General features: G+C 57.8%; 22 protein-coding genes. 13 read left to right on the plus strand and 9 right to left on the minus strand.

Translation table 11 applies throughout. From position 1 onward, the window contains the following. Positions 1-7: 7 nt before the first annotated feature. From FX155_RS06140 to FX155_RS06180, 9 genes are all read left to right on the plus strand, one after another. Positions 8-985, plus strand: a complete 978-nt coding sequence (locus FX155_RS06140; RefSeq protein ID WP_154488075.1) for a TAXI family TRAP transporter solute-binding subunit — start codon at positions 8-10, stop codon at positions 983-985. A 205-nt stretch (positions 986-1,190) separates the two neighbouring features. Further along, positions 1,191-2,864, plus strand: coding sequence for a ribonuclease J (locus FX155_RS06145; RefSeq protein WP_022487813.1), 1,674 nt, complete (start codon positions 1,191-1,193; stop codon positions 2,862-2,864). A 36-nt stretch (positions 2,865-2,900) separates the two neighbouring features. Then, positions 2,901-5,222 carry an FtsK/SpoIIIE family DNA translocase gene (locus tag FX155_RS06150; protein ID WP_326831113.1) on the plus strand — a complete coding sequence of 774 codons (2,322 nt, stop codon included), beginning with the start codon at positions 2,901-2,903 and terminating at the stop codon, positions 5,220-5,222. A gap of 47 nt (positions 5,223-5,269) precedes the next feature. Next, the gene (locus tag FX155_RS06155; protein ID WP_154488077.1) at positions 5,270-6,784 is read left to right on the plus strand and encodes a helix-turn-helix domain-containing protein; all 1,515 of its coding nucleotides are present in this window, start codon (positions 5,270-5,272) and stop codon (positions 6,782-6,784) included. 14 nt (positions 6,785-6,798) lie between these two features. Continuing rightward, a complete protein-coding gene (gene rimO, locus FX155_RS06160) occupies positions 6,799-8,127 on the plus strand; it encodes a 30S ribosomal protein S12 methylthiotransferase RimO (RefSeq protein ID WP_022487817.1) in 1,329 nt (442 codons plus the stop codon). Between the two features lie 6 nt (positions 8,128-8,133). Further along, positions 8,134-9,378: a competence/damage-inducible protein A gene (locus FX155_RS06165; protein WP_022487818.1), complete on the plus strand. Its 1,245-nt coding sequence runs from the start codon at positions 8,134-8,136 to the stop codon at positions 9,376-9,378. Between the two features lie 45 nt (positions 9,379-9,423). Continuing rightward, positions 9,424-11,052, plus strand: coding sequence for a DEAD/DEAH box helicase (locus tag FX155_RS06170; protein ID WP_370834571.1), 1,629 nt, complete (start codon positions 9,424-9,426; stop codon positions 11,050-11,052). Positions 11,053-11,071: 19 nt separating this feature from the next. Beyond that, positions 11,072-12,886, plus strand: a complete 1,815-nt coding sequence (hflX, locus tag FX155_RS06175) for a GTPase HflX (protein ID WP_154488078.1) — start codon at positions 11,072-11,074, stop codon at positions 12,884-12,886. Positions 12,887-12,928: 42 nt separating this feature from the next. Further along, positions 12,929-14,173, plus strand: a complete 1,245-nt coding sequence (locus FX155_RS06180; protein ID WP_022486983.1) for an aminotransferase class I/II-fold pyridoxal phosphate-dependent enzyme — start codon at positions 12,929-12,931, stop codon at positions 14,171-14,173. A gap of 144 nt (positions 14,174-14,317) precedes the next feature. Here the strand turns inward: FX155_RS06180 and lexA are convergent, their stop codons facing one another. Next, on the minus strand, positions 14,318-14,968 hold the full coding sequence (gene lexA, locus FX155_RS06185) for a transcriptional repressor LexA (protein ID WP_154488113.1): 651 nt from the start codon (positions 14,966-14,968) through the stop codon (positions 14,318-14,320). Between the two features lie 98 nt (positions 14,969-15,066). Here lexA and FX155_RS06190 point away from each other — a divergent pair, with 98 nt between their 5' ends. From FX155_RS06190 to FX155_RS06205, 4 genes are all read left to right on the plus strand, one after another. Then, complete coding sequence (locus tag FX155_RS06190) at positions 15,067-15,357, plus strand: hypothetical protein (protein WP_154488079.1); 291 nt, start codon at positions 15,067-15,069, stop codon at positions 15,355-15,357. A 159-nt stretch (positions 15,358-15,516) separates the two neighbouring features. Further along, positions 15,517-16,413 (plus strand): bifunctional hydroxymethylpyrimidine kinase/phosphomethylpyrimidine kinase, encoded by an 897-nt coding sequence (locus tag FX155_RS06195; protein ID WP_154488080.1) that lies wholly within the window; start codon positions 15,517-15,519, stop codon positions 16,411-16,413. Further along, positions 16,413-16,979, plus strand: coding sequence for a TIGR04002 family protein (locus tag FX155_RS06200; RefSeq protein WP_154488081.1), 567 nt, complete (start codon positions 16,413-16,415; stop codon positions 16,977-16,979). Before FX155_RS06195 ends, FX155_RS06200 begins: the two co-directional genes overlap by 1 nt. Continuing rightward, positions 16,954-17,553, plus strand: coding sequence for a TIGR04100 family radical SAM protein (locus tag FX155_RS06205; protein WP_154488082.1), 600 nt, complete (start codon positions 16,954-16,956; stop codon positions 17,551-17,553). The genes FX155_RS06200 and FX155_RS06205 overlap by 26 nt, the downstream gene beginning before the upstream one ends. Before the next feature lie 39 nt (positions 17,554-17,592). On the opposite strand, the gene FX155_RS06210 is transcribed toward FX155_RS06205, so the two are convergent. From FX155_RS06210 to larC, 8 genes are all read right to left on the minus strand, one after another. Beyond that, positions 17,593-18,816 carry a dicarboxylate/amino acid:cation symporter gene (locus FX155_RS06210; RefSeq protein WP_154488083.1) on the minus strand — a complete coding sequence of 408 codons (1,224 nt, stop codon included), beginning with the start codon at positions 18,814-18,816 and terminating at the stop codon, positions 17,593-17,595. Positions 18,817-18,959: 143 nt separating this feature from the next. Further along, positions 18,960-19,646 (minus strand): cytochrome c biogenesis CcdA family protein, encoded by a 687-nt coding sequence (locus tag FX155_RS06215; protein WP_154488084.1) that lies wholly within the window; start codon positions 19,644-19,646, stop codon positions 18,960-18,962. Continuing rightward, positions 19,646-20,173 carry a TlpA family protein disulfide reductase gene (locus FX155_RS06220; protein ID WP_154488085.1) on the minus strand — a complete coding sequence of 176 codons (528 nt, stop codon included), beginning with the start codon at positions 20,171-20,173 and terminating at the stop codon, positions 19,646-19,648. The genes FX155_RS06215 and FX155_RS06220 overlap by 1 nt, the downstream gene beginning before the upstream one ends. Positions 20,174-20,274: 101 nt before the next feature. After that, positions 20,275-20,646: a NifB/NifX family molybdenum-iron cluster-binding protein gene (locus FX155_RS06225; RefSeq protein ID WP_154488086.1), complete on the minus strand. Its 372-nt coding sequence runs from the start codon at positions 20,644-20,646 to the stop codon at positions 20,275-20,277. Between the two features lie 133 nt (positions 20,647-20,779). Then, a complete protein-coding gene (locus FX155_RS06230; protein ID WP_154488087.1) occupies positions 20,780-21,532 on the minus strand; it encodes an energy-coupling factor ABC transporter ATP-binding protein in 753 nt (250 codons plus the stop codon). A gap of 46 nt (positions 21,533-21,578) precedes the next feature. After that, complete coding sequence (locus tag FX155_RS06235) at positions 21,579-22,349, minus strand: energy-coupling factor transporter transmembrane component T family protein (protein WP_154488088.1); 771 nt, start codon at positions 22,347-22,349, stop codon at positions 21,579-21,581. Beyond that, positions 22,346-23,338 (minus strand): energy-coupling factor ABC transporter permease, encoded by a 993-nt coding sequence (locus FX155_RS06240; RefSeq protein WP_154488089.1) that lies wholly within the window; start codon positions 23,336-23,338, stop codon positions 22,346-22,348. Before FX155_RS06240 ends, FX155_RS06235 begins: the two co-directional genes overlap by 4 nt. Before the next feature lie 3 nt (positions 23,339-23,341). Next, positions 23,342-24,727 (minus strand): nickel pincer cofactor biosynthesis protein LarC, encoded by a 1,386-nt coding sequence (gene larC, locus FX155_RS06245; RefSeq protein ID WP_154488090.1) that lies wholly within the window; start codon positions 24,725-24,727, stop codon positions 23,342-23,344. Between the last annotated feature and the right edge of the window lies 1 nt (position 24,728).

The following is a 24,728-nucleotide window of genomic DNA, read 5'->3' on the forward strand; positions in this document are numbered from 1 at the left end:
GAGACCTATGAAGAAACTGATCTTTTCCGTTCTGGCCCTGCTCTTTTTCTGCACCGCAGGCTGCGGGGCAAAGACAGGAAACCTGGAACGGGGGAAAACACCTCCCAAAGAAACGGTGCTGGCAGGAGGCCAGCTGGTGGGGGCTTACGGCAGTCTGGGGAACGACCTGGTGAACGCTTTGAACCAGGACGGCCGGCAGCCGCTGCTGAAGCTCCAGGACGGAGCGGGCTCTTTGGCCAATATCGAACTGCTGCGCCAGCAGAAAGCGGACCTGGCCCTGGTCCAGAGCGACGTGGCCTGGTATGCCTATACAGGCACCGGGCCCTATGAAGACCGGCCTCTGAAGGATCTGGAACAGGTGGGGACCCTTCAAGGGGAAACGGTCCAGATCATTACCTACGACCTGACCGGGATCCGGAAACTCCAGGACCTGAAAGGAAAGACCGTATCCCTGGGGGCTGCCGGTTCCGGTTCCTCTCTCAACGCCAGACAGGTACTGGAAGCAGCGGGCCTTGCGGAAGACGATGTGCGGGTCCAGTATCTTTCGGTGGATGACACGGTCCGGGCTCTGAAGGAAGGCACCGTGGATGCGGCCATCCTCACTTCCGCCCTGCCCCATCCGGCTCTCCGGGATCTGGCCCGGCAGCGGCGGCTGGTGCTGGTCCCTATCGAAGGCCAGGACCTGGAAGACCTGGTGGCCGCCTATTCCCTGTATCAGCCGGTGGTGATCCCGGTAGGGACCTATCCCAACCAGACCCGGCCCTGTGCCAGTGTGGCTCTTCAGTGTCTCCTGGTGACCCGGAAGACGGTGCACAAGGACACGGTAAAGAATTTCCTGGACCGTCTGTGGCCTCACTGGAAGGAACTCCAGACCAAACAACCTGCCCTGTACCGGGATGTGGAGAAACGGTTCTTCCTGGATCCGCTGCTTCCGTTGGCCCCCGGTGCCGAACAATTCATAAAGGAACAAAAAATCGGTTCCTGAGGGGTCAGCCAAAACTTGATTTGCAAAACAGGCGTCAAACCTGTATAATGTTGAACAAGAGACTAGTCCTATAGAACCAGAAGCGATGGTTATCGTTCGGATTCGTAGGGGATACGGGAATTGAAAACATAGTTTCGAAAAGGGAGTATGGAACGCGAAGATACTCCAGTCTTTTGATATGCAAAAATACGAAGGAGGTGTCCCTTTGAATAACAATAAAGGACAACAGAAAAAATTATCCATCATTCCGCTGGGCGGTCTGGGAGAAATCGGCAAGAACATGACGGCCTTTGTGTATGGCAACGACATGATCCTGGTGGATGCCGGTCTGGCATTCCCCGATGATGACATGCTGGGCATTGACCTGGTGATCCCGGATACTACGTTCCTGATGGAAAACAAGGAGAAGTTCAAGGCTATTTTCCTGACCCACGGCCACGAAGACCACATTGGCGCTCTGCCTTATGTGATGAAGGATTTTGACGTGCCGGTGTACGGCACTCCCCTGACTCTGGGGATCCTGTCCGGCCGTCTGAAGGAAAACGGCGTCTCTGACAGCAAATGCAAAATGGTGAAGCCTGGGGCTACGGTCCGGGCCGGCGCCTTCCGGGTGGAATTCATCCGGGTCAACCACAGTATTCCCGATGCGGTTGCCCTGGCCATCCACACTCCGGTTGGGGTGATTGTCCACACCGGTGACTACAAGTTCGACCAGACTCCGGTGGACGGACAGGTGACCGACTATGCTAAGCTGTCTGAAGTGGGCCGCAAAGGCGTGCTGCTCCTGATGAGCGATTCCACCAACATTGAACGGACCGGGTATACCCCCAGCGAAAAGAGCGTGGGCAAGACCCTGGACGAACAGTTCCGGATGGCCAGGAACCGGGTGATCGTGGCCACCTTCTCTTCAAACGTGCACCGGATCCAGCAGGTGATCGACGCGGCGGTAATGACCCGCCGGAAAGTGGCGGTGATCGGCCGGAGCATGGTGAACGTGGTGAACATTTCCATTGAAATGGGTTACCTGAAGGTGCCCCAGGGTGTGCTCATCGACATTGACGAATGCCGGAACTATGCACCCCGGCAGATTGCCATCATCACCACCGGCAGCCAGGGAGAACCCATGAGTGCCCTGACCCGGATGAGCAACAGTGACCACCGGAAGGTGTCCATTATGCCCGGTGACACGGTGATCATTTCCGCCACCCCCATTCCCGGCAACGAGAAAGGTGTGGCCCGGACCATCGACAACCTGTACAAACAGGGAGCTGAAGTGATCTACGGACGGGAACAGGGGATCCATGTTTCCGGCCACGCCAGCCAGGAAGAAATCAAACTGATGCACCGGCTGGTCCATCCCAAGTTCTTCATGCCGGTCCACGGGGAATACCGTCACCTGGTAAAACACAAGAAACTGGCCATGCAGCTGGGTATGCCCAAGGAAAACATCGTCATTGCGGAAAACGGCTCTGTAGTTGACCTGACCCGGGATTCCATCGGGATTTCCGGCAAAGTCACCGCCGGCCGGGTGCTCATTGACGGCCTGGGAGTGGGCGACGTGGGCAATGTGGTGCTCCGGGACCGCCGGCAATTGTCCCAGGACGGGATCCTGATCGTGGTGGTGACCATCGACCACAGCAATTACCGGATCGCCGCCGGCCCGGATATCGTATCCCGGGGCTTTGTGTACGTCCGGGAATCCGAAGAGCTGATGGAAGGCGCCCGGGACCGGGTGCTGAGCACTCTGGACAAATGCCATGAAAACAACATCACCGAATGGTCCGCACTGAAGAGTGCCGTCCGGGACAGCCTGGGCCGGTATCTGTTCGAAAAGACCAGACGGCGTCCCATGATCCTCCCTCTGATCATGGAAATCTGATTCCAATAAACCAAAAATCTTCAGGAAGGGAACAGCGTGGAAAAAAGAGAACGGACTCGCAGAAACAACAAGAAAATCGAATTCACCTTCAACCGGGAAGTACTGGGCATCCTGTTGGGCGCCTTCGGCCTCATTGTGCTTTGTGCCCTGGGGGGAATCCCCATGGGCAGCGCCGGGGCTTTCCTCAAGAAGGTCCTGACCTACGCCCTGGGGGTGGGAGCTTTTCTCTTCCCTCTGTACTTAATGGTGCTGGGGATGGGGTACATCCTGAATCACGAACATCTGCGGTATTCCAAAAAGTTCTTTACACTCCTGCTGTTCCTTGTTTCTGTCCTGAGCCTGTGGCACATGCACAAGGTGCCGGAAGGCCATGAACTGATTCCTGAGTATCTGATGACCGGTGGTGGCCTCCTGGGAGGCACCATCGTGTTTGTTTTAACAAAGGTGGCCGGCCGGGTGGGGGCACTCATTGTCCTTACCGCCACCACGCTGATTTCCCTGGTGCTGTCCGGGAAATTTTCCCTGCGGAGTCCTCTCCAGACCGCCCAGGACGGGGTAAAGGAAGGGGCCGAGACGGTGGCCCAGAAATGGGAGGACTACCAGGAACGGCGGAAACGGAACCATGATTCCTTCTACGACCAGGAAAAGGATGACGGGAATCCCCGGAAAAAGCCGGAACCGGAAAAGAAACCTTCTCTGGCGGAGCGGCTGAAAGAGAAGGTAAATGCTGCCGGTACGGCTCCCATCCTGAAGTTCCAGAAGGAACAGATGGGGACGGGAGAACCGCCCCGGAAGTTTACCATTACTACCTCTGACGATGCCCGTGACCAGGAGGAACCCCAGTGGGAAGCTCCGGCACCGGAAGCCCAGACCACCCGTCTGGAAAACGCGGAAACCGGGGAAGTGATCCCCTACGAATTCCCGCCTCTGGATCTGCTGAACCGGGACAAACCGGTGAACAAGAAGAACTTCCAGGCGGAAATCGAAACCCAGGGGAGCACCATCGAGCAGACCCTCCACGATTTCGGGGTGAACGCCACCCTGGTGAACGTGACCAAGGGACCTTCCGTGACCCGGTATGAACTGGAACCGGCTCCCGGGGTGAAGGTGAACAAGATCCAGAACCTGTCGGAAGACATTGCCCTGAAACTGGCGGTGTCCAGCGTCCGGATCGAACCCATTCCCGGAAAGGCGGCCATCGGCATCGAAGTGCCTTCCAAGACTTCGGAGCCGGTTTCTTTCCGGTCCATTGTGGATTGTCCGGAAGTGAAGAATGCCAAAGGCAAGCTGTGCATCGGCCTGGGGAAGGATATTTCCGGCCATGTGGTGGTGGCGGACCTGACCAAGATGCCCCATCTGCTCATTGCCGGATCCACCGGGTCCGGGAAGAGTGTGTGCATCAACACCATCATCTGCAGCCTGCTGTACAAGGCGGCTCCTGATGAGGTGAAGCTGATCCTGGTGGACCCGAAAGTGGTGGAACTGACCAACTACAACGGGATCCCCCACCTGCTCACACCGGTGGTCACCGGGCCCAAGCAGGCCGCTTCCGCCCTCCACTGGGCGGTGGTGGAAATGGAACGGCGGTACAGTCTGTTCGCCAAGACCCAGGTCCGGAAGATCGACGACTACAATGCCCATGTGCAGCCGGGAGAAAAGCTGCCCTTCATAGTGGTGATCATCGACGAGTTGTCCGACCTGATGATGGTGGCTGCAGTGGACGTGGAAGATGCTATCCTGCGGCTGGCCCAGAAGGCCCGTGCTGCCGGGATCCATCTGATCCTGGCCACCCAGCGGCCGTCGGTGGACGTGCTCACAGGGACCATCAAGGCCAATATCCCTTCCCGGATTGCCTTTGCGGTTTCCAGCCAGATCGACAGCCGGACCATCCTGGACGCCAGCGGTGCGGAAAAACTCCTGGGACGGGGGGACATGCTGTTCTTCCCTACGGGAGCCAACAAACCCATCCGTGTCCAGGGGGCCTTTATTGCCGACGACGAACTGAACCGGGTGGTGGATTTCATCAAGGCGGAAGCCATACCCACCTCCTATTCCAGTGAAGTGACCACTCAGAAGCTCAATGGGGCGGAAGAGGAAAAGAAAGGGGAAGACAGCGAGGAAGACGAACTTTTCCAGGATGCGGTGGAGCTGGTCATGGCCACCCAGCAGGCATCCTCGTCCATGCTCCAGCGGAAGTTCCGGATCGGGTACACCCGGGCGGCACGGCTGGTGGACGCCATGGAAGAAAAGGGCATCATAGGACCGGCGGACGGCAGCAAGCCAAGGCCGCTCATTATGAGCCCCGCCACCATCAAAGAAAAGTTCTTCACCAAAGGGCTGAAGCAGGAAGAACCGTGATTCTCCTGCCTGCGCCGCTCTACCCCGTCTAAAAGTGAGGTTGTACCATGAAAAACAAAATTGGAACCTATTTACAGCAGCACCGGGAAGCCAAACATCTGACCCTGGAACAGGTTGCCGAACATACCGGCATCCGGGAACCCTATCTGGCAGCCCTGGAAGAGGGAGATTTCCACAAGATTCCGGGGGATGTGTTCATCCGGGGCTTTCTCCGGAACTACGGGAACTATCTGGGCCTGGACGGCAACGGCCTTGTGGAGGCCTACCGGACCGGCAGCGAACCGGAAAAGATCCTGAAGTCGCCGGAACCGTTGGTACCCCAGCCGGAGCTGCCGAAAAGTTCCGATACCATTATCCTGCGTCCGGAAACCTTTGCCGGAAAGAAGCAGGCAAAAACGGAGCCCCCGGTGCCTCAGCCGGCATCTCCCAAAACGGAATCCTCTCAGGCTCCGGAACCTTTTGACAAGGTCCAGGCCCTGAAGGATATGGAGCCGGTGGGCTATGGAAACAGCCGTCGGACCGCTCAGGAAGCCCAGGCTCCCCAGAAGCGGAAAAAGGAAGCCATGGAAGCCACCCAGGTGATGAAACCGGTGAAACCGTCGGCCCAGGCCGCACCGACAAAGCCGGAAGCAGCGAAGGAGGCGGCAGGTCCGGAACCCCAAACGGCCCCCGGACCCAAGGCTGCCCAGCCAGTAGCTGGAACCGGGAAGCCGGAAGCTCCCAAGGGGGAAGAGACTGCCAAACGGTTGGACAAAACCGGAGAAAAGAAAGCTCCCCAGCCGGAGAAGCCGGCTGCCAAAGGGGCCCAGGCTGCTGCGGTTGGGAAAAAACCGGCAGGAAAGGGGACGGAACCCAAAAAATCCCATGAAAGCCCCAAGGAAGCCCTGAAAAAGGTGGAAACGGCGCTGAACCGGGAAAACATGGAAGAAGCCCTGGACGCCAGCAAAGCCAAAGTGGGAGGTGTCCTGGACCGGATCCGGGATTTCATCGACGAAAATCTCTATGAAACCGTTCCGGAAGACGAAGCCGGGGAAGAATACGGAGCCGCCGGCGGGGCAGACAGCAAGACTCCCGCCTTCAGCTTCAAGGTGTTCACCGGGGTGTTTGTGGCCTGCCTGGCCGTATTCACCGTGGTCATGGCCTATTTCGTGTTCGGCGGGAAAACCACTCCGGACCTGAAGGCTACCACCAACATCACCGATGGAGTGAAATCCGACCACTCTTCGGAAAAGAGCGAGAAAGAAAAACAAGCAGCCGCCGAGGCCCAGCCCAAGAAGGAAGAAGAAGAGTCCAAAGGGGATGAAAAGACCCTGGGCAAGGGCAACGGGGTCACGGTGGTGGTCACCTACAAGAAACCGGTCTGGACCCAGACCACCATTGACGGGAAACAGGTGGAAGCGGCTACGGTGCCCAAAGGATCCACCCGTACCTACAAAGGGAGCAAGAGCATTTCCGTCAATGTGGGCAGCATCCGGGATGTAGTGATCACTGTCAACGGAAAAGAAGTACCCTACGGCTCCAAGGAATGGGGCGTAGTGACCCGTACGTTCAAGGCGAAATAAGGAAGGAGAACAGATTGGAAATCGGAGTAGTCAGCCTGGGGTGTCCCAAGAACCTGGTGGATTCGGAAGTGATGATGGGGCTCATCAAAGAGCGCCAGTGGACCATTACCAATGACCCCACCCATGCGGATGTGATCATCGTCAACACCTGCGGCTTCATTGAAAGTGCCAAAACAGAATCCATCAACACCATCCTCCAGATGGCGGAATACAAAAAGGATGAGCCCCATCGGAAGCTGATCGTCACCGGGTGCCTGGGCCAGCGGTATGCGGATGAACTGTTCGCAGACCTGCCGGAGGTGGATGCCATCATCGGAACCGAATGTTACGACCAGATCGGCAGCGTCATCGACCGGGTGGAAGCGGGAGAACGGTTCACCCTGCTGAAGCCTCCGCAAAAATACACCCAGAAGGCCAAACGGGTGCTGACCACCCCTCAGTATACGGCCTATCTGAAGATTGCCGAAGGCTGCAACAACCGGTGTTCCTACTGTGCCATCCCCAAGATCCGGGGCCCTTACCGGAGCCGTCCCTATGAGGAAGTCCTCCAGGAAGCCCGGGATCTGGTGAGCCAGGGCGTCCGGGAACTGATCCTGGTGGCCCAGGACACCACCCAGTACGGCATCGACCTGTACCACAAACTGCGTCTGTCGGAACTGCTCCGGGATCTGAACACCATCCCTGACCTGAAATGGATCCGGGTGTTGTACTGCTATCCTGATTCCTTCACCGACGAACTGATCGAAACCATGGCTCAGTGTGACAAGGTGTGCAATTATGTGGACCTGCCCCTGCAGCATGCCAGCAACAGCCTGCTCCACACCATGCACCGGAGAGATACCCGGGAACAGGTGGAAGAGCTCCTGGCCAAACTCCGGAAACGGATGCCGGACATCTGCCTGCGGACCACTTTCATTGTGGGCTTCCCGGGAGAAACCGATGAACAGTTCCAGGAACTGCTGGATTTCGTGAAAAAAGAACGGTTCCAGTGTGCCGGGGTGTTCACCTACAGCCAGGAAGAAGGTACGGAAGCCGGGGCTATGCCCAACCAGATCCCGGAAGAAGTAAAGCAGGACCGGTACCATGCCCTGATGAGCCTCCAGGCGGAGATCTCCGAAGAGATCCAGCAGGAACGGGAAGGGAAAGTGCTGGAAGTGCTCATCGAAGGCAAGGATGAGGAAGATCCCAACCTGGCCGTGGGCCGCAGCTATGCAGAAGCCCCGGACATCGACGGGAAGATTTACGTGGAAGAGGCGGCTTCCCTGAACCCCGGGGATTTTGTGAAAGTCCGGATCAGCCAGGGCTTCACCTACGAAGCGGTGGGGCAGTTGGAAAAGGAGTGATTTCCTGTGAATGTTGAAGTCATCAATACGGGCACGGAGCTGCTCCTGGGCGATATTGTGAATACCAACTTCCAGTATCTGTCCCGGATGCTCAATGATGCCGGGTTCAACGTGCTGTACCAGACCACCATCGGGGATAACGGGGACCGGCTGCTGGAAGTGCTGGCCATTGCCCTGAAGCGGGCGGACATCATCATCACCACCGGGGGCCTGGGGCCCACCCGGGGGGACATCACCAAGGAAATGGTGGCCCGGTACCTGGATCTGCCTCTGGTGCCCAGTGCCTTCTGGCTGGACAAGCTGACCCGGTATTTTGCTGCCCGGCATGTGGTCATGACGGACAACAACAAAAAGCAGGCCATGATCCCGGAAGGGGCCGTGGTATTCAACAACGAAGTGGGCACGGCACCGGGAATCGGGGTCTGGACTCCGGACCACAAACTGATCATCATGCTGCCGGGGCCTCCGGCGGAAACCACCCACGTGTTCGGTCAGCAGGTGATGCCCTATCTCCGGAAAAGCTATGCGGCCCAGGGAATCATCCATTCCCGGGTGCTGCATCTCCGGGGACTGACGGAATCCATGGTGGCGGAAAAGCTGGATGCCATCATCATGGCCCAGACCAACCCCACCATTGCCCTCTATGCCCGGAAGGGAGAAATCATCATCCGGATCACCGCCAAAAGCGATACCCTGGAAAAGGCGGAAGCCATGAACCAGGCCATCGAGGAAAAGATCCGGGAAGTGCTGGGTGAGTACATCTACGGAGTGGATTACGAAACCCTGCCGGAAGCCCTGGGCAAACGGCTGAAAGAAAAACATCTGACCATCGCCTTTGCCGAATCCTGCACCGGAGGCCTGGCCTCCAGTCTGGTGACGGATATTCCCGGAAGCTCGGAATATCTCATGGGGTCGGTGGTCTCCTATACCAATGACGTAAAGCACCGGCTGCTGGGGGTGAAACAGGAAACCCTGGACAAATACACCGCCGTCAGCGAACAGACTGCCCGGGAAATGGCCCAGGGGATCCGGGAAAGAATCGGAACGGATCTGGGCATCAGCATTACCGGGATCGCCGGACCGGGAGGGGGGACCCCCACCCAGCCGGTGGGCCTGGTGTACATCGGTGCAGCGGATAAAAACGGAACCAAAGTCCTGGAATGCCGGTTCAAGGCGGCCCGGACCACCATCAAACTCCGGGCGGCCATGAATGCACTGTCTCTGGCCATGGACCGGGTGAAGGAGCTGTAACGCTCCTGTACAAGATAAGGAGAAATTATGACTGAAACCACAGAAATGGAAAAGAAACCGGTGGAAACAACGGAAACTGCCAAACCGGAAATCACTTCCTTCGAAGATCTGAACCTGGACCGGAAGATCCTGGCAGCCCTGAAGGAAATGGGTTTTGAAGAACCCTCTCCCATCCAAAAGGGGGCTATCCCCCTGGCTCTGGAAGGAGACGACCTGATCGGCCAGGCCCAGACCGGTACCGGCAAGACCGCCGCCTTCGGGATCCCCATCATCCAGAAGATCAACGAAAAGGACCGGCACATCCAGGCCCTTGTCATGAGCCCCACCCGGGAACTGTGCATCCAGGTGGCGGACGAAATCAGCAAGATTGGCCGGACCAAACGGATCCGGGTACTGCCGGTATACGGGGGCCAGCCCATCGAACGGCAGATCCGCAGCCTGAAACGGGGCATCCAGGTGGTCATTGGGACCCCTGGCCGTCTCCTGGACCATATCCGCCGGGGCACCATCGACCTGGAATACGTGAACTTCCTGGTGCTGGATGAAGCCGACGAAATGCTGGACATGGGCTTTGTGGACGATATGGAAAACATCATCAAAAACGTTCCCCCGGAACGGCAGACCATGCTGTTTTCCGCCACCATGCCCCGGCCCATCCTGAGCATCAGCAAGAAATACATGCGTACCCCCAAGATGGTGGCCATCCACAAAGAAGTGGTCACTGCGCCCACCATCGACCAGTACTACTATGAAACCCGGGACAAGGTGGACGGCCTGTGCCGGATCCTGGACACCACCGACGACTGCAAGATGATCATCTTCTGCCGGACCAAAAAAGGCGTGGATGAACTGGTCATCGCCCTGGCCACCCGGGGCTACGAAGCGGAGGGCCTCCACGGGGACCTGAGCCAGAACCAGCGGGACCGGGTCATGAAAAAGTTCCGCAGCGGCCAGGTGGACATCCTGGTAGCCACCGACGTGGCGGCCAGAGGGCTGGATATCGACAACATCACCCATGTGGTGAACTTCGACGTGCCCAGTGACAGCGAAAGCTACGTGCACCGGATCGGCCGTACCGGCCGTGCCGGGAACACCGGTGTGGCTCTTACCTTCATCACTCCCCGGGAATTCCGTCAGCTGAAGCTGATTGAACGGAGCATCAAGACCAAAATCATCCGGGGCACCCTGCCCACCGACGCCAGCGTGCTGGAACGGCAGCGGGAACAGATTGTATCCAAGATGCAGACCATCCTGGAACAGGACCGGTATCAGGACTATCTGCCTATTGTGGAAACCCTGGAAAAGGACTATGATGTCCAGGATATCGCCGCTGCTGCCCTGAAGTTCATGCAGGAAGGGGCCAAAGCCCTGGAAGAACCGGAAGAGGAAGGTTCCCTGCCGGATGCCCTGGCCAACACCGGTGCCAAACCGGGGATGGTGCGGCTGTTCGTGAATATCGGCCGTTCCAGCCGGGTCACGGTCCGGGATATTGTCCAGAGCATTGCCATCGAGGCGGAAATCCCTGCTCGGAGCATTGGCCGGATCAGCATCTATGACAAATTCAGCTTTGTGGAAGTGCCCATGGAACATGCGGAAAAAGTCCTGGCAGTGATGCACCGGAACACCATCCGGGGCTGCCGGGTGAACATGGAGCCTGCCAAAGCACGGGTATAATACCAAAAGGAGTTCTCCTATGACTCAAACGATCTACGGAAAGACGGAGGGCCTGAAAAAACAGGTCCTCACCCAGTTGGAAGGGATCTATGAGCTGAGAGCGGACGAGGGCCAACTGATCAGTGAGGAGTTGGCCCTTGTTTTGCGGGATTTGACGGAAGCCATCAACCGGGAAATCTCCATTTATGTGGACCGGAAGGGCCAGGTGACGGCGGTGGCCGTAGGCAGCGACAGCCATGTGGAGCTGCCGGGCACCGATTCCCGCCGAAGCCAGAACCGGCTCTGCGGGGTGGCCTGTATCCACACCCATCCCTCCGGGGCACCCCGGCTCAGCCGGGTGGATCTGTCCGCCCTCCGGGACCTGCGGTTCGATGCCATGGCCGCCATGGCCTGGGAAAATCCCTCCAGCCAGCCTCTCCTCAGCTTCGGGATGATTACGGATCTGGATGAGGATCAGCAGCCGGTGCTCCAGGAATTCGGCCCCTTCAAGGTGAAGGATGTGGCGGCCATGCCCTTTGGGAATGTGCTCCACACAGTGGAAAAGATCCTGGCCAAACGGTCCCGGGGCCACAACCTGGCGGAAGGACCGGAACGGGCCATGCTGATCTCCCTGGCCTGGGGGGATACGGCCTCCCGGTGGACCGCCCAGGATTCCGTGGAGGAACTGGCCCAGCTGGCGGAAACCGCCGGTGCGGAAGTCATCGGCAAATTCGTCCAGTCCCGGCCCAAACCGGACCCGGTGTTCTTCATCGGGAAAGGGAAGGTTCAGGAGCTGTCCCTGTTTGCCCAGCAGGAAGACATCGACCTGTGCATCTTTGATGACGAACTGTCTCCGGCCCAGCAGCGGAACCTGGAACGGGCCCTGGGGGTCCGGATCATCGACCGGACCGGGCTGATTTTGGACATTTTCGCCAAACGGGCCCGGACCAGTGAAGGGAAGCTCCAGGTGGAACTGGCCCAACTCCAGTACATGCTGCCCCGGATCATGGGCCAGGGCACCAGCCTGTCCCGTCTGGGGGGCGGCATCGGTACCCGGGGGCCCGGGGAAACCAAGCTGGAAGTGGACCGGCGGCGGATCCGGGACCGGATCGCTTTCCTGGAAGATCAGATCCGTCGGATGAAGGGCAACCGCCGGCAGCAGCAGCGGGCCCGGAGCAAGAATGAAGTGAAGCAGGTGTGTCTGGTGGGGTACACCAACGCCGGTAAAAGCACCCTGCTGAACACCCTGACCCATTCGGACATCTATGCCCAGGATCAGCTGTTCGCCACCCTGGACCCTACCACCCGGCAACTGGAACTTCCGGATGGGAGCCACTGCACCCTGACGGATACCGTAGGGTTTATCCAACGGCTGCCCCATCAGCTGGTGGCCGCTTTCAAATCCACCTTGGAAGTGGTGAAGGATGCGGACCTGCTGCTCCATGTAATCGACTGCTCCCACGAGCTGTACCGGGAACAGTCAGAGGCGGTGTACCAGGTGCTCCAGGAACTGGAAGTCACTGAAAAGCCCATTCTCACCGTGTACAACAAGGTGGACCGGCTGACCCAGCACGAAGGCCTCCGGCACCGGCTGGAACAGGAAGAGGACGCCCTGTGCCTGTCCGCCCGTACGGGAGAAGGGGTACCGGAACTGCTGGAAAACCTGGCCCGGCTTTTAGGGCAGGACCGGGTGGAACTGGAACTGTCCATTCCCTATGGGGAAAGCAGGCTGGCCGCCCGGCTCCATGAAGAGGCCCAGGTCCTTTCGGAAACCTACGGGGAAACCGGGATCCTGATCCGGGCCCGGATGGACAAGGGCCTGGGAGAGAAATTGGCCCCCTATGTCCGGAAATAAAAGCATCAATTAATCAAGCAATTAAGGAGGAAATCAATTCCAATGGATATACAATGGGATGAAATCGAACGGAAAGCACTGGACACCGTTGCCCAGCATACCAAAAGCCATGAAGCCGCGGCCCTGGTGAACACCAAAAAGGTGCTGGACGCCTTTGCCAAGTTCCAGGTGGCCGATTTTTACCTGAAGCCCACCACCGGCTATGGCTATTCTGACATGGGCCGGGACCAGCTGGACCTGATTTATGCGGATATCTTCAAGACGGAATCCGCCCTGGTCCGTTCCCAGTTCGTATCCGGCACCCACGCTCTGGCTGTGGCCCTTCTGGGGAATCTTCATCCCGGGGATGAAATGATCGGAGCCACCGGGGAACCCTACGACACCATGCAGACCATTATCGGCCATCCGGTGAAGACTCCCGGCTCTCTGGTGGACCTGGGAGTCACCTACAAGGAAATCCCCATGGAAGGGGACCATCCGGACATCCCTGCCCTCCTGGCTGCCATCACCCCCAAGACCCGTCTGGTCCACATCCAGCGGTCCTGCGGCTACAGCAGCAAACGGAAGACCCTGACTGTAGGGGAAATCGGAGAGATCTGCCAGGCGGTGAAGAAGGTCCGTCCAGACATCATCTGCTTCGTGGACAACTGCTACGGGGAATTCATTGAGGACAAGGAACCTACGGAAGTGGGGGCCGATCTGATGGCCGGGTCCCTGATCAAGAACCTGGGGGGCGGCTTTGCTCCCACCGGCGGCTACATTGTAGGCAAAAAGGATCTGGTGGAACAGGCTTCCTACAGGCTCACTGCTCCCGGCCTGGGCGGTGAAATGGGCTGCACCCTGGGGGATACGGCCCGGGAATTCTATCAGGGGCTCTTTATGGCTCCCCATGTAGCTCTCCAGGCGGTGAAGACATCCATGTTCGCCGCTTCCGTTTTCCAGTCCCTGGGCTTTGAAGTGTCCCCGCTGCCCGATGATGTACGCAGTGACATTATCCAGACCATCACCCTGAAGACTCCGGAAAATCTCTGTGCCTTCTGTGAAGCCATCCAGGCCCATTCGCCCATCGATGCCCATGTGACGCCGGTCCCCTCTCCGCTGCCCGGCTATCAGGATGACATCATCATGGCCGCCGGTACCTTCGTCCAGGGGGCTTCCATCGAACTGAGCGCCGACGGACCCATGCGGGCACCCTACAAGGTGTTCATGCAGGGGGGCCTGACCTTTGAACACGGCCGGATCGCCGTGATGGCCGCTGCCCGGCAGATTATGGAAAAGCAAAAATAAGAAAGCAAAAAACAGCCTCTGAATTTCGCTTCAGAGGCTGTTTTTCATATGCGTGCTATACTGGGATGGCAAAGCCAAAGAAAAACGCTCAAATCAAAGATTTGAGCGTCTGAAAGGAATTTGCCCTATGGAAGGCATCAACCTTTATAAAGTACGGAATACCGCAATGACTTTTCCCTTGATTTCGATGTTGTCGGTGCCCACAATGGGAGGGTAGGCATCATTTTCCGGCTGGAGACGGATCTGTTTCAGTTCCCGGAAATACCGTTTGATGGTGGTTTCTTCCCCGTTGAGGAGGGCCACTACAATATCCCCGTTGGTGGCATAATTCTGTTTCCGGACAAATACATAATCATGGTCCAGGATCCCGGCATTCTTCATGCTGTCTCCTTCCACCACCATCATGAACACATCTTCCTTGCAGCCGATGAGATCCAGGGGGATGGGGTAGGTGTCTTCGATGTTTTCCACAGCCAGCATGGGATCACCTGCGTGGACAGCGCCCACCAGAGGCACCGGAACCATGCTTTTCTTCCGCCAGCTGATTTCTTCCCGGAGCCCGTAGGTACGGGGCTTTTCCGGATCCCAGCTGACAAAACCGGCTTCCGCCAGCTTTTTCAGGTTGTTGTGGACGGAAGCACTGGAAGACAGACCCACAGCACTGCCGATTTCCCGCACAGAAGGGGGATAGCCGTTGGTGAAGATGTACTGCCGGATAAAATCGAGGATCTGGCTCTGCCGGGCATTGATCCCATGGGAGCGGGAGGGTTTCTTTTGTTCCGTATCCGTCGTCATTTCTGTATCAGTCATGGTATAAATCTCCTTTGAACAGGATGGATTTGTGGTACAAGAGTCCAATCTAATTAGAATAAGTATAACAGGAAAACAATTGTGTGTCAAACGAGTGTTTAGAAAGGAAACAGGAACCTGGAAGAAAATCAGGAATCCAGCCAGGTGCAAGCCGTGAATCCGTATGGATAAATCCTAAAGAGTATGGCCAAATCCCGAAGTATGAAAATAAAATCCAGGGCCGGTGCATCAGCAGAAAAATGACCCGGCCGGATCGGGAACCCGGTCCTGAAAGAAGGATCCCAAAGGAAATACCGGGAAAAATCTCAGTTTCTGGACAAATCGAGATCTCTGGTTTTCCAGAAAATTTACGTCCAATAATATATATTATGTAAAATAGTGTGGATAAAGCGCCTTGGAGAACCGGTGCTTCCGGCCGTTCAGACACGGTTTGGCTCAAGAATTTCCCAAACCGTTCCTTTTCTTTCAATTGTTTCTATGTTATAACAGAGTTTGTCAAAACGTTACAATATTAACCAAAAGGAGCTTTTGTTATGCATCTGCGTGTTGCAGCCATCAATGATCTTTCCGGCCTAGGAAGATGTTCGCTTACAGCCGATATAGCCGTGCTGGCAGCCATGGGCATCGAAGCCTGTCCTATGCCTACGGCAGTGCTTACATCCCAGACCGGCTACCCGGGATACCGGTGCCTGTCCTTTGCCGATCGTATGGATGACTATACGGAGCACTGGCAGGAACTCCAGGTTTCCTTTGCCGGGATCCTTTCCGGGTATCTTGCCACGCCTGATGCAGCGGAAAAGGTCCGGGCCTTTTTGGACCGGTTCCACAGACCCGGGGTGCTGTACCTGTGCGACCCGGTGCTGGGAGACAATGGCAGGGCCTACCGGGGCTTTACCGAGGCTTCCATTGAGGCCGTCCGGCAGCTGGCTTTCCAGGCGGATCTTTTGACTCCCAATCTCACGGAATTCTGTATCCTCACCGGTACGGATATGAGGCCCATCCAGAAACTGGGACAAACAGATCCGGAAGCGCTGTTCCCTATATTGGAAGAAAAAGCAGGCTGCTTCCAGGGCCGTTCCCTGGTGATCACCGGGATCCCTGTACTGGATAAGAACCGGGAAACGCCGATTCTTTCGAATTTCATTGTAAAAATGGCTGGAGGAAAATCCTCCGTGGTTTCCAGTCCTCATCTGGGAGGCAGTTATTCCGGCACCGGGGACCTGTTTGCCGCGGTGGTCCTGGGGGCCCTGCTCCAGAAAAGGTCTTTGGAAGAAGCAGTCCGGCTGGCTGTGGGGTTCATTGCCAGGGGCATTGGGGATGCCCGGCGGGAAAACACCCCTTGCAATGACGGCATCAATTATGAACCCTATCTGGGGCTCCTGGCCCCTCCCCTGCCCCATGGTTCCCAAGCTGAAAGGAAGAATACCTGATGAAACAACAACGAACAGAACAGGAAAAACTCCATTTGTTGGTACTGACTGGTGTGTTCGCCGGGCTAATCTGCCTGTTCACCGCCTATATCTGTCATATCCCTATGGGATCCAATGGAGGATATCTCCATTTCGGTGATACCCTGATTTACGTGGCTGCGTCCCTGCTGCCTCAGCCCTATGCTTTGGTGGCGGCAACCATTGGAGGCGGACTGGCGGATCTGCTGATGGCACCCATGTGGGCACCGGCCACCATTGTGATCAAGGCGCTGATTACGCTGCCTTTTACCTGGAAAGCCCAGAAGCTGCTGTGCACCCGGAACCGGATCGCCCCGTTCCTGTCCTGGATCATTTCCACCATCGGGTATTACCTGGCAGAAGGACTGATTTTTGGGACCTATGCAGCTCTGGTGACTTCCATTATGGGCAGTGCTCTCCAGTCCGGAGGCAGTCTGCTGTTCTATTATCTGGTGGCCGGAGTCCTGGACAGACAGGATGTAAAAGCCAGACTGTTTCATGGAGAAAGGATGATGAATGATCATGGCTCAGATTCTTTATACTTATAAAGATGGCGTCTATGCCAATTTGACCAATCTGTGCAACTGCCGGTGTACGTTCTGCGTCCGGTTCCAGCATGAGGGCATCGGGGATGCGCCCACCCTGTGGCACAAGGTGAACCCCAATTGGGAACAGGTAAAGGCAGCGGTGGATGCTTTTGATTTCACCGGGTTCAAAGAGCTGGTGTTCTGCGGATACGGGGAGCCCACCTGTGCCCTGGATCTGATGCTGAAAACGGCCCGGTATGTGCGGCAGATCCATCCGGAACTGAAGCTGCGGGTGAACACCAACGGGCTGGGGAACCTGGAAAACGGCCGGGATATCGTACCGGAACTGGCCCAGGTGCTGGATGCGGTTTCCATCAGCCTGAACGCCCCGGATGAGGCGGACTATAACAAGGTGACCCGCCCCACCCTGCCGGGAGCCTACCAGGCCATGCTGGATTTTGCCCGGGAATGCAAAAAAATGATCCCGGATACCCGGATGACCGTGGTGGACGTGCTGCCCCCGGACCAGATCGAAGCCAGCCGGAAAGTGGCAGAGAGCTGTGGAATCAAGCTGCGGGTACGGCATTTTACATGAAAAAGGGTGTTGCATGGAACGTGCAGCACCCTTCTTTTTCTATCTATTTCTTTTTTTCAGCAAATGGGTCACGATAATGGCACAGGAGGCGTCTCCGGTAATGTTCAGGGTGGTCCGGCCCATGTCGAAGATCCGGTCCACACCGGCTACCAGGGCAATGCCGTCCACCGGCAGGTTCACAGACGCCAGCACCATGGCCAGCATGATCATCCCGGCACCGGGCACTCCGGCCGTCCCTACAGAGGCCAGGGTGGCGGTTACCACAATGGTGAGCATCTGGGGCAGGGTCAGGTCGATGCCGTAGCAGGACGCAATGAACACGGCGCACACGCCCTGGTAAATGGCCGTCCCATCCATGTTGATGGTGGCTCCCAGGGGCAGGGCGAAACTGGTGACTTCTTTGGAGGCCCCCAGCTTGTTGGCACATTCCATGTTGATGGGCAGGGTCCCTACAGAAGAGGCACTGGAAAAGGCAAACAGCATGGCAGGCATCATGCCCTTGAAAAATTTCAGGGGACTCATGCCCCCGATGGCCCGTACTGCCATGGAATACACCAGGATGGCATGGAGGGCATAGGCGATGTAGGCACAGAGGATGACTTTGGCCAGGGAACCGATGACAGCGGTGCCGTTCTGGGCAATCACCGGGCACAGCAGACAGAATACACCGATGGGAGACAGGGCCAGGATCATTTCCATGACCTTCATGAACACATCGTTCCAGGTGTTGATGAAATCAGCAGCCTTCTCCCCTTTCTGGCCCAGAGCGATAATGGCGATGCCGATTAATAGAGCCATAACGATTACCTGGAGCATGTTGGCACTGGTCAGCGGCGCCAGGAAGTTGGAGGGAAACAGGTCAACCAGCATCTTCATGGGGCCGGTGCTGGTGTTTTTCACCTTAAAGGCCAGATCCGCTGTGGACAGTACCGGGAACATGGGCTTGAAGCTGTTGGCGATGATTAGGCCGATGGTGGTGGCAATGGCGGTGGTAATAAAGTAATAGACCAGGGTAATGCCGCCGATGGAACCCAGTTTCCGGATATCACTGAGAGAGACCACCCCTGCCATAATGGAAAACAGCACAATGGGACCTACGATGAATTTCACAAGATTCAGAAAGATTGTGCCAAAAGGTTTAATGTAGGTGACGGCAAAAGCCACGTTCCCCTGCAGGGCCAGCCCGGCAATGATACCCAGGATCAGGGCAATGAAAATCTGCCCCGCCAGAGGGATTTTTTTCTTCTTTCCTTCTCCATCCATACAAACCAGCCTCCTTTACAGAACTTTTGGTAAAAAATTGTATCGTATTCTTCTACAGTATACTGTAAAATCATTATAGCATACTCTATATGGAGAAGAAATCTGAAAATAGAGAATATTACGAAGGAAAATCCATGGCCTCCCTACCCTGCCAGGAAGGCCATGATCCGCAGGGTCATACCGCTGAGCATCAGGATGCCGAAAAGAATCAGGAACAGGCCCAGGGCTTTCTGAATCCGGGGCAGCCAAGCGTAGTGCCGGCGAAGGTGGGGTCCGATTTTCTCCCAGGACAGGGCCGCCAGAAGAAAGGGTACACAGAACCCCAGGGCATAGGCCAGCAGCAGGAACAGCCCTTCCCGGGCGGTCTGCCGGCTGCCGGCGGCCATCAGGATGGCGGTGAGGATGGGGCCGGTACAGGGGGTCCACCCCAGGGTAAAGGAACCTCCCAGCAGGAAGGAACCCAATACCCCCTGTTTTTTCTGCTGAAGGAAAGGACGCCGGTCCTTCAGCAGGAACAGCGGAGTCCATAAACCGCTCATAAAGAGTCCCAGAAGGATCAGGATCACCCCGGCGGCTTTTTCCAGTACTTTCCAATTGTCCAGCACCAGCTGGCCCAAAACCGTCGCGGTGGCCCCCATGGCCAGGAACACCGCCGTGAATCCGGCCAGGAAGGCCAGGGTATTGGCCAGGAGCCGTCCCCTCCACTGGGCCTCTCCCATGCCGGAACCGGTGAGCAGCAGCAGGAAAGTGGGCAGCAGGGGCAGGACGCAGGGGGAGACGAAGGAAAGGAAGCCGGCCCCGAAGGCCGCTCCCAGGGTCAGGGAACCCATTACAGCTTCCCTTTCAGCACGTCTTCCAGCTGCTGGGCGGTGGCCACCCCTTCATGGCGTTGGAGGATATTGCCCTTTTCATCCAGGATCACCGTGGTGGGGATCACCCGGACCTTGTACAGGGTGGCGGCTTTCCCGTCCCGGTCCAGGAGCACCGGCATGGTGTATCCGTTGTTCTTCAGGAAATCCTGGACCTGGGCGCCTTCTTCCTGGAGGTTGACAGCGTAGAACCGGACTTTCTCCTTGTGCTTCCGGGCAAAAGCGTTCATTTCCGGCATTTCACTCCGGCAGGGCGGGCACCAGGTGGCCCAGAAATTGATCACATACACCTTCCCGTCTCCCGGCTGGACGGAATGGGAAGTCCCGGCTGTATCCTTCAGGGTGAATCCCGGTGCCTGGGCTTTTTGGGCGGAAGCCTGGGAAGAAGCCGGGGCATTGCTCTGGGAACTGCCGGAAAAGCCTCCGCACCCGGATGCCAGCAGGACGGCCGCCGTCAAAAGAGCAGAAACGATCATCTTTGTCTTCATAATGGTCCTCCTGTAGAATAAATTGTAATCAGGAATTTTTCTTTATAATACCATAAGGGACCTGCTGCACGCAACAGGTCCCTTAGAAGCAGGATCATCCATCAATGATGACATTCTCCATGATGATGTTCCCCATGATGGTCGCACTGGATGTCTTCCTGGTATTGGAGTTTGTCCGCCAGGAAATCTTCTACCGCCTGATCCGCCTGGCCGCTGCAGCCACCGTAAAAGGCGATTCCGGCCTTTTTCAGCCCTTCCTGGGCTCCTCCGCCGATGCCACCGCAGATCACGGCTTCTGCTCCAAGCTGCCGGAGCACCCCAACCAGCGCTCCATGGCCCTGTCCCTGAGTGCTGCAGACTTCCGCCTTCTGCACTTTTCCGTCAGCCAGGTCATAGACCTTGAAATATTCAGTCCGGCCAAAATGCTGGAAAATCTCGCCGTTTTTCGGATCATAGGTTACTGCAAGTTTCATTTAATTCCTCCTGTTTTAGAACAGCCTGTTCAATCAAATCACTCAATTTGGCGGCGGCCCGGCGTGCAGTCCCTATGGGTCCGGTTTGCACATCCCAAGGGACCGCTGCACAGATTGGGCAGCCATCCTTTTTTCAAATTTCCTTCTGCAGACGCAGGGGCAGTTCCAGACCGCAGGCTTCCAGCAGGGACTGATCGGCGAGGATTTCCCTGGCCGGGCCCTCTTTTTGCACCTTTCCCTGGTACAGCAGCACCACCCGGCTGCAGGTATCCCAGATGAAATCCAGATCATGGGAGGCAATCAGCTGGGCACAGGGCAGCTGCCGAAGGATTTCCGCCAGCCGGCGCCGATTCCTGGGGTCCAGGGCAGCGGAGGGTTCATCCATCAGCAGCAGGTCCGGTTTCTGGGTCAGAAGGCCCGCAATGGCCGTGAGCTTCTTCTGGCCTCCGGACAGCCGGTAAATCTGCCGCCGGGCCATGTCCGCCATCCCCACCTGGGCCAGGACTTCTGCTGTCCGCCGTTCCGCTTCCTCCCGGGGCACGCCCCGGTTCCGCAGAGCAAAGGACACGTCGCTTTCCACCGTTGGCAGGAACAGCTGGCTGTCCGAATCCTGGAACACGTACCCGGTCTTTTCCCGGATGGCCGGAAGATGGTCCCGGTCCAGGGGCAGGCCGCAGACCTCCAGGTTCCCTGCCTGCAAGGGCAGAAGACCCACCAGCAGTTTCAGCAGGGTGGACTTTCCCACCCCATTGCTGCCGATGAGCCCCACCTTTTCCCCTGGTTCCAGAGTAAAGGACAGGTCGTGGAATACCGGGACAGCGGCTTTTTTCGGGCCCGGCAGGGCATACTGGAAGCGGATATGGGACAGTTTGAGGATGGCAGACATGGGCAGGACTCCTTCAGCAGCAGAATGGATGAAATGGCAAGACAAGTTATCCCAGGTTCCGGCACACCAGGCACCAGACCAGGGTCAGGATCACCAGCAGCAGGCTGGCGCAAACAGAACTTTCGGCTCCGGTTTCCGGAAAGCGGCCCTGGAATCCCCGGAGTTCCATACTTTCGTAGACAGTCCGGGCCCGGTCCAGGCTCCGGAGAAACAGCAGTCCCAGTAAACTGCCGCTGATCTTCCAGGGGATCCCTCTGGTCCGGGGTGCCCGGAGAGCATAGGCCTGCTGCATCCGGCGGCCTTCCTGGAGCAGCAGCACCAGGTACCGCCAGGTAAGCAGGGTGGAAATGATCAGTACCTGGGGCAGGGGCAGTTTCTGGAGGGCGCAGGCCAGCCGTTCCATGCCGGTGGTGGCCAAGAGCAGATACCCGGCCAGCACGCAGCCCAGTCCCTTCAGTACCAGGACCAGGAAGGCGGCGGTTCCGGCGCCGATCCGGAACGGTCCCACCGGAACCGGCGGAGCCTGGACATAGAGCAGGTTCACCAGTCCCAGCCCGGCAAGGAGCAGCACCGCCGGCAATGCCTGCCGGAAAGCGCTCCGGAAGGGAATCTTCCCCGCCCGGTACAGCACAGGCAGGGGCAAAAGCATCAGCAGCCCGGAAAGCAGCGCCCCTCTCTCCAGGCTGGTCAAAAATCCCAGATACAGGAACAGGGCGGCCAGCTTGGCCAGAGGGAACAGCCGGGTCAGCAGGGTGTCCCGGGCAGCCAGGTCATCCAGCAGATGGAGGGTCCCGATGGCCCCGTCCAGGGACTTCATGACTGCCGTCCGGTCAGTTTCCGGCCGGCCAGATGGATCAGCCCCAGCACCAGGACCGTCCCGATGATCCCGGAAAAAGCTGTCCCCCAACCGGCCTCCAGTCCGGGAATCTGGTAATCCGGGAAGAGCGCTGTGACTTCCTGGATCCTGGCCGCCAGTCCGTAGATTCCCCCTGCCGGTCCATCCAGTTCAGGGGAACCGGTGAGCCGGGCCAGGGACCATTCCAGTCCGTCAGGATCTTCCGACGCAAAATGAGAGACGGCACCCCCCAGCACCAGGGCCAGGCCGGTAAGTACCCCCAGGGTCTTCTTCCGGCTCCAGGCACTCTTCCCTGCCCTCCCTTCTCCAAAAGGCTGCCGGAGCAGCTCCGGACGGTTTTCATAGAGGAATACCAGCACCGCTGTGGTGATCAGCCCTTCCACCAAGCCGATGGCCAGATGGATGGGCTGCATCAGCAGGAGAAAGGCGGCAAAAGGCAGCTGGGTGATCCCGGACAGGGTGGTTTCCGCCGCCACGGAAAAAGCCCCCATCTGGAGGGTCACCACACTGCCCAGGATACTGGCCAGGATGATGCGTTTTCGGGTCATTCCCCGGCGGACCAGAAACGGCCATACCAGTCCGCCTCCCACAAAGCAGCCGTAAAAAGCCATGTTCCACACATTGGCTCCCAGCGCCAGCAGGCCCCCGTCCCCAAAAGCCAGGCACTGGAGCACCAGCACCCCGATCAGGGTCAGAAAGCCCCCCCAGGGGCCTACTACAGCTGCAAGGAGCATGCCCCCGCACAGATGGCCGGAAGAGCCGGTGCCCGGGATGGCAAAATTCAGCATCTGGGCGGCAAATACAAAGGCCCCCAGTACCCCCATTTCCGGCACCAGAGCCGGGTCCTCACTGTTTTTTACTTTCCGGGCCGCCAGACAGGCCGCGGTCCCTGAAAGTACGTACATCACCCCGGCTATTCCGGGAGAAAGGAGTGCATCCGCCATATGCATGGGTCAGCCCTCCTTTTGGGCAGCCCGGGCCAGGTCTCCCAGCACCTGCTGCCACACTGCCTGCCAGCTGCGGCCGGTACGGGTACACAATTCCCTCATGGATTCCGCTTCCGGATACAGCCGGGTTTCCGTTTCTCCGGTGAGGGCCCCTTCCGGAGAAAGCACCGGCACCTGCACTTCCTTTGCGGCCACCGGTCCCAGAGCCGTCTCCACGGTCTTTTCCCGGCGTCGGAGAATGCTCCGTTCCATCCGGCTCCGGCGGATCCCGATGGTGGTGGTTTCCCGGAACAGCAGGGCCTCCATGGTCTTCCTCTGTTCCTCTTTGCACAGGACGGTGATCAGCCAGCCCGGACGGTTTTTCTTCATCTGCACAGGAGCATATTGCACATCCCGGGCTCCGGCGGCAAAAAGCCGGTCCATTACCCGGCCCAGGGCTTCCCCGGTACAGTCGTCCAGGTTGGTTTCCAGCTTCCAGATGGAATCCTCCTCCCAGGGAGATTGTTCCTCTTCTGGCTGCACCTCCAGCACCATGGCCCGGAGGATGCTGGGCATGGCCTGTTCCCGTTTTCCCGCGCCCAGGCCCACTTTGGCAAGGGTAAAGGTTTCCGGCAGATGGTCCCGGGTGCGGATGGCCGCTGCAATGGCCGCCCCGGTGGGTGTTACGTATTCCCCGGCAAAAGGCATGATGTGGAGGGGCAGATGATGGGCTGCGGCGATGCTGGCCACCGCCGGCACCGGAATGGGCAGGATGCCGTGGGCACAGCGGACGCTGCCGGTCCCCTCATTGAGCACCGGGATCACCGCTTCATGGATTCCCAGATTGTCCAGGCACACCGCCGCAGCGGCAATGTCCACAATGGAATCCACAGCCCCCACTTCGTGGAAATGGACCTGGTCCAGGGTGGTGCCATGGGCTTTTGCTTCCGCTTCCCCCAGGATGGTGAAGATCTTCACTGCCAGGTTGTGGGCCCCTTCCGTCAGGTCTCCCTGAGACAGGATATCCAGGACGTCCCGGAGGCCCCGGTGTTCATGATGATGGGCATGATGGGGTTCCGTCCCTGCCATCTGGTGCTCATGGTCATGGTGATGATGATGGTGGCCATGATGCTCCTCCCTTTCCGGGGCTTCTTCCCGGTTTTGGGCAAAACCGTAGAGATAGTCCATGTCGTGGTCGTGGTTCTCGTGTTCTGCATCCAGCCGCACCAGGAAGTCACAGCAGTCCAGGCCGGCCTTCTTTACCCGGCTGATTTCCACCGTATATCCGGTCAGGGGCAGGGAGGCCAGGGCCTTCCGGAGCACCTGTTCATCCGCACCCAGATCCAGCAGGGCCCCTACGGTCATATCCCCGCTGATGCCGCTTTTGCATTCCAGATAGAGCATTTTTTCCATA

The organism is Acidaminococcus fermentans (assembly GCF_009696675.1).
Taxonomy (GTDB): Bacteria; Bacillota; Negativicutes; order Acidaminococcales; family Acidaminococcaceae; genus Acidaminococcus.